General features: G+C 62.4%; 7 protein-coding genes. 6 read left to right on the plus strand and 1 reads right to left on the minus strand.

The genetic code is table 11. The features are described from left to right. Positions 1-92 precede the first annotated feature (92 nt). The 5 genes from K3166_RS12045 (at position 93) to K3166_RS12065 (ending at position 9,742) form a co-directional block, all read left to right on the plus strand. Positions 93-1,331, plus strand: a complete 1,239-nt coding sequence (locus K3166_RS12045; protein WP_221422447.1) for a TIGR04063 family PEP-CTERM/XrtA system glycosyltransferase — start codon at positions 93-95, stop codon at positions 1,329-1,331. Further along, on the plus strand, positions 1,328-2,125 hold the full coding sequence (locus K3166_RS12050) for a hypothetical protein (RefSeq protein WP_221422448.1): 798 nt from the start codon (positions 1,328-1,330) through the stop codon (positions 2,123-2,125). The genes K3166_RS12045 and K3166_RS12050 overlap by 4 nt, the downstream gene beginning before the upstream one ends. A gap of 263 nt (positions 2,126-2,388) precedes the next feature. Next, complete coding sequence (gene gltB, locus K3166_RS12055; protein WP_221422449.1) at positions 2,389-7,050, plus strand: glutamate synthase large subunit; 4,662 nt, start codon at positions 2,389-2,391, stop codon at positions 7,048-7,050. Further along, entirely contained in the window at positions 7,050-8,486 is a 1,437-nt protein-coding gene (locus K3166_RS12060) for a glutamate synthase subunit beta (RefSeq protein ID WP_221422450.1), read from the plus strand. The genes gltB and K3166_RS12060 overlap by 1 nt, the downstream gene beginning before the upstream one ends. Positions 8,487-8,623: 137 nt before the next feature. Beyond that, positions 8,624-9,742: an endonuclease/exonuclease/phosphatase family protein gene (locus tag K3166_RS12065; RefSeq protein ID WP_221422451.1), complete on the plus strand. Its 1,119-nt coding sequence runs from the start codon at positions 8,624-8,626 to the stop codon at positions 9,740-9,742. Between the two features lie 38 nt (positions 9,743-9,780). Here K3166_RS12065 and K3166_RS12070 read toward each other — a convergent pair whose 3' ends face one another. Continuing rightward, positions 9,781-10,461: a uracil-DNA glycosylase gene (locus K3166_RS12070; RefSeq protein ID WP_221422452.1), complete on the minus strand. Its 681-nt coding sequence runs from the start codon at positions 10,459-10,461 to the stop codon at positions 9,781-9,783. 79 nt (positions 10,462-10,540) lie between these two features. On the opposite strand from K3166_RS12070, the gene K3166_RS12075 reads away from it, so the two are divergent. Beyond that, complete coding sequence (locus tag K3166_RS12075; protein ID WP_221422453.1) at positions 10,541-11,164, plus strand: ribonuclease D; 624 nt, start codon at positions 10,541-10,543, stop codon at positions 11,162-11,164. Position 11,165 lies beyond the last annotated feature (1 nt).

The raw sequence follows: 11,165 nt of genomic DNA on the forward strand, positions 1-11,165 counted from the left end.
TTTCCTGATGCAACCTTGTTGATGCTTCACCGCCGCCATAGCGAAACGCAGTTGACGCGGCGTTAAGGCTGTTGTGACACAGGATGCACGTAATGACACGGGCCCTGCACATCCTCGACCATTCGCTGCCCCTGCATTCGGGCTATACCTTCCGCACGCGCGCAATCCTGAAGAGCCTGCAAGCGGGCGGGGTGGAAGTGCGCGGGATCACGGGCCAGCGCCACTCGGCCAATGGGCCTGACGTCGAGGTGGCTGACGGGCTGAGCTTTTACCGCACGCCTGGAACACCCTCGGGACCGCCGGTCGCCCGCGAGATGCGCGAGATCGCGGCGCTGCGCCGCCAGATCGAGCAGACTGCGCGCGATTGGCGTCCTGACGTCATCCATGCCCATTCGCCCGCGCTTTGCGGAATGGCGGGATTGAAGGCTGCACGCGCGCTCGGCATTCCCTTCGTCTATGAAATCCGCGCGTTCTGGGAAGATGCCGCCGTAGGGAACGGCACCGGCCGGGAAGGATCGGCCAAATACCGGCTGACCCGCGCGCTCGAGAACCGCGTGGTCAGAAAGGCAGATGCCGTCTTCACGATCTGCGAAGGATTGCGCGGCGACCTTGTCGATCGCGGCCATGATGCCTCGAAGATCCGCATTTCGCCCAACGGGGTCGACCTGTCGCTGTTCGGCGATCCGCCGGGGCGCGATGACGCGCTGGCCAGCCGACTTGGCATTGGCGGCGGGCCCGTCATCGGCTTCATCGGCAGCTTCTACGATTATGAAGGCCTGGACGATCTGATCGCGGCCATGCCCGCTTTGCGCGCCCGCCATGAGAATGCCCGTTTGTTGCTGGTTGGCGGCGGCCCCATGGACGACGCGCTGCGCGCACAAGCCATGAACTCCGCAGCGGCAGATGCGATCACATTCACCGGGCGCGTGCCGCATTCCCAGGTTGAACAGTACTATTCGCTGATCGACGTACTTGCCTATCCCCGCAAACGCTCGCGCCTGACTGATCTCGTGACGCCGCTGAAGCCGCTCGAGGCGATGGCCCAGCGAAGGATCGTGGCGGCAAGCAATGTCGGCGGCCACCGCGAATTGATCGAGGACGGGGTTACTGGCGCGCTATTCCCGCCGGATGATCCAGCCGCCATTGCGTCTGCCCTCGCCGATCTGATCGATCGCCGCGAGAGCTGGGAGGCCATGCGTGAAGCCGGGGTGGTCCATGTCGCTGCAAAACATGACTGGGCACGCAATATCGCGCGTTATCGCGACCTTTACGATGAGCTGCTAGGCAGGCGCGAAGTTGGGACGTCACGTTTGAGGATCGAACACGCATGAGCAGCGACAATGATCATGGCCTGACCAGCCGCGCCTGGTTCCGCCCGGCTGTAGGCCTGTGGTTCGGCATGCTTATCGGCGCAGGCACTCTTGGAGTGCTCTATGTAACGCCTCCCGCCACCCGCGATGGGCTGTTCCAGCAGGCCGGCCTCTCAGGACTGCACCGCTTTTTCGAACCGCCGGTCGGAATGGCCGGATTCGCCGCCGTGGCCATAGTGGCCGGCTTGCTGGGCCTGCTGTTCGGCCTGGTTGTTGCGCGCCGGCTCGCCCGATCTTCTGACGAGGAAGAATGGGACGAGTGGGAAGAGCCCGAGCTCATTGAAGAAGACGCCGAGCCTGAAGATCACGGCCGCAAACGCATGTTTTCCGCGCGGGACGATATTGGCGAAGAAGGGATTGCGATCACCGAAACCGCCGTGGAGATAGACGAGGCCGAGGATGTGGACGCCGCCGAGGAGCCAGAAGTGATCACGGCACCGGCCCCGAAGCCATTCGTAGAAGCTCCAGCCGAACCTCCGGAAGTAGTGCCCGACACCGCGCCCCGCCACGAATCGCTAGCGGATCTCTCGCTCGATCAGCTGACACGGCGCCTGGGCGCTGCGCTTCAAGCCAGCAAGTCTGGTCCAAAAGCCCCACAGGCACCACTTCAAGAAGACGATCCGGACCACGTCATCTCCTTCCTCCGGCGCGAAGCATCTCGCCGCGATGGAGAAGACGTGCCGCAGGGCGATGATCCGCAAGCGGCACTGCGCAGCGCGCTCGACAAACTGGGACGCGTCGGCAAACCCGACTGATAATTCGGCAATTCCCCAGCCCGTCCATCGCTTGATGGATACGAATTCGCGTTTGCTGCAATGCGGCAAAATGCGCGAAATCTTGGGCCATGTGAAATTTTGCTACACTCTCACGGCATTGCAAAAGTGCTTTCGTGCCTTCAAAGGAAGGGTTCGCGAAATTTTGGCAGTGCGCGCTTGCGGCACTGCGGCATTTTCACCCGTTTCTGCCCGCCGCCAAGGCTGGTATACGAGGCGGGTCCGACTGGAGGACGCCTCGGCGCATGCAGGTTACGCACTCTTCTTACCCCGACCGCCAAGGGCTCTACGATTCGCGCAATGAACACGATGCGTGCGGCGTCGGCATGGTTGCGCATATCAAGGGCGAGAAGAGCCATTCGATTGTCAGCCAGGCGCTGACGATCCTTGCCAATCTCGATCACCGCGGCGCGGTCGGTGCCGATCCCTTGCTCGGCGATGGTGCTGGCATCCTTATCCAGACGCCCGACCCGTTGATCCGCAAATGGGCCAAAAACGGCGGCTTCGACCTGCCCGAAGCGGGCGATTACGCCATCGCGATGTGCTTCCTCCCCCAGCAGGACGAGGCGCGCGAGTTCGTCGAGAAGCAGCTGGAAAGATTCGCCGAAAAGGAAGGCCAGCGCATCGTGGGATGGCGCGATGTTCCGGTCACCCTCGATGGGCTGGGCAGGGCGGTTGTCGATTCCATGCCAGTCATACGTCAGTGCGTAATCGCGCGCGGGATGAACTGCGCCGATAACGATGCCTTCGAGCGCAAGCTGGTGGTCATTCGCAAGCAAACGCTCAACCCGCTTGCCGCGCTTGAGGAAAAGCACGGAATTCCGGGCCTCAGCCAAGCCTATATCCCGAGTTTTTCGAGCCGGACGGTGGTCTACAAGGGGCTGCTGCTCGCCAATCAGGTCGGCACATTCTACGATGATCTGCGCGATGAAGATTGTGTCAGCGCCCTTGGTCTCGTGCACCAGCGATTCAGCACCAACACCTTTCCCAGCTGGCGTCTGGCCCACCCTTACCGCTTCATGGCGCACAATGGCGAAATCAACACGGTTCGCGGCAATGTGAACTGGATGGAAGCCCGCCGCCGCACGATGGAAAGCGATCTGCTCGGCGCCGACCTCGACAAGATGTGGCCGCTCATCCCGCACGGGCAATCGGACACGGCCTGCCTCGACAATGCGCTCGAACTGCTGCTGGCGGGCGGCTACGACCTGGCCCACGCGATGATGATGCTCATGCCTGAAGCCTGGGCCAAGAACGAGCAGATGGATCCCGCCCGCCGCGCGTTCTACGAATATCACGCCGCCCTGATGGAGCCGTGGGACGGCCCTGCTGCCGTGTGCTTTACCGATGGCCGCCAGATCGGCGCGTGCCTTGACCGTAACGGCCTGCGTCCGGCGCGCTATTGCACGACCAAGGACGATCTCGTTGTGCTCGCTTCGGAAAGCGGCGTGCTGCCGTTCGAAGAAGAAGAAATCACCCGCAAGTGGCGCCTCCAGCCTGGCAAGATGCTGCTGATCGACCTCGAAGAAGGCCGCATCGTGGAGGACGAAGAACTCAAGAACAGCCTCGCCGCTGCCGAGCCCTACGAGGCATGGCTGGAAAAGGCGCAGTACAAGCTCGAGGACCTCGACCATATCGAGCCCGACCTGTCGGGAATCCCGCAGTCCGAGCTTTCGCTGCTCAACCGCCAGCAGGCGTTCGGCTATACGCAGGAGGACATCCAGCGCTTCCTCGAGCCCATGGCCGCCAAGGGCGAGGACCCGATCGGATCGATGGGCACCGACACGCCCATCGCTGTCCTGTCGCAGCGCAGCCGCCTGCTCTACGATTACTTCAAGCAGAACTTCGCACAGGTCACCAACCCGCCGATCGATCCGATCCGCGAAGAACTGGTGATGAGCCTGTTGTCGATGATCGGCCCGCGCCCGAACCTGCTCGGCCGCGATGGCGGTACGCACAAGCGCCTGGAAGTGAAGCAGCCTATCCTCACCAATGACGACCTGGCGAAAATCCGCTCGGTCGAAGTGGCTCTGGACGGCGCATTCCGCACCGCGACCATCGATATTACCTGGGATGCCAGCACCGGGGCCGACGGGCTTGCCATGGCGCTCAAGGAAATGTGCTGGGCCGCAACCGAAGCGGTGCTGGGCGATGCAAACATCCTGATCTTGTCGGACCGGGCCCAGGGCCCCGACCGGATCGCCATGCCGGCCTTGCTGGCGACAGCCGCCGTGCATCATCAGCTGGTGCGGCAGGGTTTGCGCATGCAGACCGGCCTCGTCATCGAAACCGGCGAAGCGCGCGAAGTGCATCATTTCTGCGCACTGGCGGGTTACGGCGCAGAAGGCATCAATCCCTACCTCGCCATCGAAACGCTGGAAGATCTGCGCGCCAAGAAGCTGCCGGACCTCGATCCGGCGGAAGTTCAGACGAATTTCGTCAAGGCTGTCGGCAAGGGTATCCTCAAGGTCATGTCCAAGATGGGCATTTCCACCTACCAGTCCTATTGCGGCGCGCAGATCTTCGACGCGGTCGGCCTGTCGAGCGAGTTCATCGACACCTATTTCACGGGCACAGCCACTTCCATCGAAGGCATCGGCCTTAAGGAAGTCGCCGAAGAAGCGGTCCGCCGCCACGCGCAGGCATTCGGTGACAATCCGCTGTACAAGGGCATGCTCGATGTGGGCGGTATCTACCAATACCGCATCCGCGGCGAGGACCATGCATGGACCCCGCAGAACATCGCCAGTCTCCAGCACGCCGTTCGCGGCGGGGACGTTACGAATTACGACGAATTCGCCAAGAGCGTGAATGAGCAGTCCGAACGCCTGCTGACCATTCGCGGGCTGATGGAACTGAAGAAGGCCCCGCGCCCGCTGGACTTGTCGGAAGTCGAACCCGCAGTGGATATCGTAAAGCGGTTCAGCACCGGCGCGATGAGCTTCGGCTCGATCAGCCATGAGGCGCACTCCACGCTCGCAATTGCGATGAACCGCCTGGGTGCTCGCTCCAATACCGGCGAAGGCGGCGAGGAGCCCGAGCGCTTCAAGCCGCTTCCCAACGGCGATTCCATGCGCAGCCGCATCAAGCAGGTGGCATCGGGCCGGTTTGGCGTCACGACCGAATACCTCGTCAATTCGGACGACATCCAGATCAAGATGGCGCAGGGCGCAAAGCCTGGCGAAGGCGGCCAGCTGCCCGGCCACAAGGTCGACAAGCGCATCGGCAAAGTGCGTCATGCAACGCCCGGTGTGGGTCTGATTTCGCCACCGCCGCACCACGACATCTATTCGATCGAAGACCTCGCACAGCTGATCCACGACCTGAAGAACGTCCAGCCCGCAGCACGTATCTCGGTGAAGCTCGTATCTGAAGTCGGGGTGGGTACGGTCGCAGCGGGCGTCTCCAAGTCCAAGGCCGATCACCTGACGATCTCGGGCTATGAAGGCGGCACCGGCGCAAGTCCGCTGACTTCGCTGACGCACGCCGGTTCTCCGTGGGAAATCGGTCTGGCCGAAACACAGCAGACACTGCTGCTCAACGATTTGCGCAGCCGCATCGCGGTGCAGGTCGATGGCGGCCTGCGCACCGGACGCGATGTCGCGATCGGTGCATTGCTGGGCGCTGACGAGTTTGGTTTCGCAACCGCCCCGCTGATTGCGGCGGGCTGTATCATGATGCGCAAATGCCATCTCAACACCTGCCCGGTCGGCGTTGCCACTCAGGACCCGGAACTGCGCAAGCGCTTCACCGGCACGCCCGAGCACGTTATCAATTACTTCTTCTTCGTCGCCGAAGAACTTCGCCAGATCATGGCCGAAATGGGCTTCCGCACCCTCGAGGAAATGGTGGGACGCGTGGACCGCGTCGACATGCGCCGGGTGCGCCGTCACTGGAAGGCGCACGGGGTCGACCTCAGCCGTATCCTGCACGAAGTGCCGCGCGCAGAAGGCCAGGCGCTCCACCATACGGAAAACCAGGATCACGCCTTGGGCGCAGCGATGGATGTCGAGCTGATCCAGGCCTGCAAACCCGCCATCGAGAGCGGTCAGGCAGTCCAATTGACCCGCGACATTCGCAATGTGAACCGCACCGTTGGCACCATGCTGTCGGGCCGCATCGCGGAGGCCTATGGCCATGCAGGCCTGCCGCAAGATACCATCCGCATCGACCTCACGGGGGTAGCCGGGCAAAGCTTCGGCGCATGGCTCGCCCACGGTGTCACCATGAGTTTGACCGGCGATGCCAATGACTATGTCGGCAAGGGTCTGTCCGGCGGACGCATCATCGTCAAACCGCCGCAAAATGTCAGCCGCGATCCGACCGAGAACATCATCGTCGGCAACACGGTGCTTTACGGCGCGATTGCGGGCGAGGCCTATTTTGCCGGCGTCGGCGGCGAACGCTTCGCCGTGCGCAATTCGGGCGCAATTGCCGTTGTCGAGGGTACGGGCGACCATCCTTGCGAATACATGACCGGCGGCGTTGTCTGCGTGCTGGGCAAGACCGGCCGCAATTTCGGCGCGGGGATGAGCGGCGGCATTGCCTATGTCTACGATCCCGACGGCGAGTTCGAGAAGCGGGTGAACCACGCTCAGGTCGACGTCCTCGACGTCAAACCGGGTGACGGTGATGGCGCCGAGAAGAGCTGGGGACACCCCGAACAACGCGCTGTCTCGGTCGACAACCCTGGCATGGGCGATCCGCTGTATCATGACGCCGAACGCCTGAAGGTGCTGGTCGAACGGCACTACCTGCACACCGGCTCGGCCCGCGCCAAGGCGCTGCTCGGCAATTGGGAAAACGAGCTCAAGAACTTCCGCAAGATCATGCCGCGCGACTATGCGCGCGCGCTCAAATCCCTCGAGGACGAGCGCGAGCAGGCAGCAATGGAGGCTGCAGAATAATGGGTAAGGAAACCGGCTTCCTCGAATACGATCGGCGCGATGTCGATTATCTCGACGCGTCCGAGCGCGTCACCAATTACAAGGAATTCACCGTCCCGCCGAGCGAGGACGAACTGCGCAAGCAGGCGGCCCGCTGCATGAATTGCGGCATCCCGTATTGTCACAACGGCTGTCCGGTGAACAACATCATCCCGGACTGGAATCACCTCGTCTATGAAGACGATTGGAAGAACGCGCTCGAAGTCCTGCAATCGACCAACAACTTCCCCGAATTCACCGGCCGGATATGCCCTGCTCCGTGCGAGGCGGCTTGCACGCTCAACATCGTTGACAGTCCGGTGACCATCAAGAGCATCGAATGCGCGATCATCGACCGCGGGTTCAAGGAAGGCTGGGTCAAACCGCAGCTGCCCGAAAAGCAGACCGGCAAATCGGTAGCGGTGATCGGTAGCGGGCCTGCTGGCCTCGCCGCCGCACAGCAACTGGCCAGGGCTGGCCATGCGGTGACCGTGTTTGAAAAATCCGACCGGATCGGCGGCCTGCTTCGCTACGGCATTCCCGACTTCAAGATGGAAAAGCACCTGATCAATCGCCGCGCGGTGCAGATGGAGGCCGAGGGCGTCCAGTTCCGCACATCCAGCGAAGTCGGGGTCGAAGTCAGCTTCGAGGCGCTGAAAGAGAATTTCGACGCAGTCGTCCTGGCAGGCGGCGCGGAAGAGCCCCGGATGCTCGACATTCCCGGCGCTGAGCTTCCCGGCGTGCGCTATGCGATGGAGTTCCTGACGCAGCAAAACAAGCGCAATGCCGGCGACGACGAAGTTCGCGCCGCACCGCGCGGGACACTGTCGGCCAAGGGCAAGCACGTCATCGTTATTGGCGGCGGCGATACCGGATCGGACTGTGTCGGCACCAGCAATCGGCAGGGCGCGGCCAGCGTGACCCAGCTCGAAATCATGCCCAAACCTCCCGAGCATGAGGACAAGGCGCTGACCTGGCCGGATTGGCCGGTCAAGCTGCGCACCACGTCCAGCCACGAAGAGGGCGCAGAACGTGACTGGGCTGTCCTGACCAAGCGGGTTGTCGAGGAAAACGGCGATGTCGCCGGCCTAACCTGCGTTCGGATCGAATGGAAGGACGGCAAGATCCAGGAGATCGAAGGCAGCGAATTCACGCTGAAGGCCGACCTGATCCTGCTCGCCATGGGCTTTACCGGGCCCAAGCGGCGCGGATTGCTCGACCGGGCGGGCGTAGAGCTCGACGGCCGCGGCAATGTGAAGGCCAACACCGATCGCTATGCCACCAGCGAACCGCATGTTTTCGCGTGCGGCGACATGAGGCGCGGCCAGAGCCTGGTCGTCTGGGCGATCCGCGAAGGGCGCCAGGCGGCGCGCGCAGTGGATGAAGCCCTGATGGGGAAGACCGAACTTCCGCGCTGATCGAACGGATGCATTACTCATCCGCCGCAATCAGTCTGGTGGCCTTCGCATGTGAAGACCTTCAACTCGATCACGCCCCCTCCGGGCTGGCGCTGTAACGGCGAACCCGCTAGCGCTGGCCGAATGAGGAAAACTGCATGAGCGCCGGTCAGACTGGCAAGTGGAAGACGGCTGGGCTCTGGCTCTTGCGCGTGCTTGCGATACTTTTGATTGCCGGGACGCTGCTCAGCACGACCGATCTCAATCAGTGGTGGATCCGGATCTGGGATTTCCCGCGGGTCCAGATCCTGATTGCGATGATCGTATTAGGCGCTGCACTGTGGTTTTTTGATCGCGGATGGCGGCCATGGATACCGCTCGTCCTGGCAGGTCTGAGCATCTGGCAGGTGTACCGTGTTTATCCCTACACCTCTTTCGCAGGACACGAAGTCGCGCGCACCCTGCCGGAGGAAAATTACGGCGACGGATGCTTCTCGCTCCTCACGCTAAACGTGCTTCAGACCAACCGGGAATATCAGCGCACTGCCGACTTGATCCGCCGCGTCGATCCGGACGTGCTCCTCCTGATGGAAACCGACCAGGCGTGGGCCGACGCTATGGCACCGGTAATGCAGGCCTATCCAGGTCAGATCCACCGTCCGCTGGACAACACCTATGGCATCATGTTCGCCACCCGCCTGCCGATGAGCGATGCGTCCATCCAGGACTTCGCGCAGGCAGACACGCCGTCTGTCGTCGCGACACTCAGGGTCGGCAAGAGCGCGTTTCGGATGATTGGGCTCCATCCGCGCCCTCCAACCGTGAACCAGGACACAGAAGAACGTGACGCGGAAATCATCATGGCTGCAAAGCAGTCCGGTGCACTGTCGATGCCCGTGCTTGCCATCGGCGACTTCAACGATGTGGCATGGTCGGACACGACCCGTCTGTTCAAGAAGGTTGGCAGCTTCCTCGATCCGCGTATTGGCCGAGGCACTTATGCTACCTTCCCGGCCGATTACACCTGGCTTGGCTGGCCGCTCGATCACCTTTTCGTGACCGAGGAATTCCTGCTTCGCGACATGAGCGTCGGCAAGGCTGTCGGGTCGGACCATCGGCCGGTCCTGGCTGAGCTATGCCTCGATCCGAGACCTGCGCGGCAGCGAAACGAAGACGCCGAGGGCCCTAGCGCTGAAGATCGGGAAGACGCCGAGGGCGTGATGGAAGATTTCGAGGAAGACGAAGCGCAGGACCGGATCGAAGGCGAAGAAGGCTAGGCCTCAACCAGGCTTTCGCTTCGCTTTCCGTCATCGAGTCACAGTGACCAGTCGATTGGCAAGCGTCCATTCGCGCTTAGAAATTCATTGGCGCGGCTGAAAGGCCTTGATCCGAAAAAGCCGCGGTAGGCGGACAACGGGCTCGGGTGGGGGCTTTCGATGATGTGGTGCGGGCCGCTGCGAAGTCCGCCGATCCGCTTGGCCTTGGCCTGCGCGTGGCTGCCCCACAGGATGAAAACCGACGGCGCCTCGCGCGCGGCAACTGCGGCCACGCTTGCATCGGTCAGCGCATCCCAGCCGCGGCCCGCATGGCTGCCCGCCTTGCTGTCCTCAACCGTCAACGTGTTGTTGAGCAGCAATACGCCCTGCTGCGCCCAGCGGCTCAGATCGCCGTGTGCGGGGCGCGCAATGCCGAGATCGGATTCCAGTTCCTTGTATATGTTCACGAGACTTGGCGGGACCTTGACTCCCTGCGGCACCGAAAAGCTCAGCCCCATCGCCTGGCCGGCGCCGTGGTAGGGATCTTGCCCGAGAATCACGACCTTCACTTGGTCGAGCGGGGTCAGCTCGAGCGCCCTCAGCCTGCTGCCGCGCGGCGGATAGACCCTCTTGCCCGCGTCCTCTTCCGCCTGGAGCCAGCCGCCCAGTCGCCGTGCCTCGTCGGTTTCCAGAACCGGCTGGAGCGCGGGCCTCCAGCTTGCAGGTATGCTCTCGATCATCGCGCACATATTGGCCTTCGCGCGCCTGGCGGGCCAGTAGGACTTCCCTCTAATCCCCAATCAGCCTAAGGCGCGGGCCATGGCAGTACATTTTCATGAAGAAGACATTCCCGAAGGCGTCCTCGCCGCGGGTCCCGTGGCCGTCGATACAGAGACGATGGGCCTCGTCACCATCCGCGACCGGCTGTGCGTCTTGCAAATCAGCGACGGCAATGGCGACGAGCATCTCGTGCGCTTCGGTCCCGATAGCGATTACGACGCGCCGAACCTCAAGGCCGTGCTCGCAGATCCCGAGCGGCTGAAGTTGTTCCACTTCGCGCGCTTCGACCTTGCCGCCATCGAATATTATCTCGGCGTGACGGCAACACCCTGTTATTGCACCAAGATCGCCAGCAAGCTGGTGCGGACCTATACCGACCGGCACGGCCTCAAGAACCTTGTCGAGGAATTACTCGGCGAAAGCATGTCCAAAGTCCAGCAGAGCAGCGACTGGGGCGGCCCGGTACTAAGCGATGCGCAGCGCGATTACGCTGCCAGCGACGTGCGCTTCCTTCACCGCATGAAGGAAGAGCTCGACCGCCGCCTCGTTCGCGAAGGCCGGATGGAACTTGCGCAGGCGTGTTTCGATTTCCTGCCTGCTCGCGCTCATCTCGACATCCTCGGATGGGACGATCACGACATCTTCAGCCACATGTCAGCCTAGG

This window comes from Qipengyuania psychrotolerans, assembly GCF_019711355.1.
GTDB lineage: Bacteria > Pseudomonadota > Alphaproteobacteria > Sphingomonadales > Sphingomonadaceae > Qipengyuania > Qipengyuania psychrotolerans.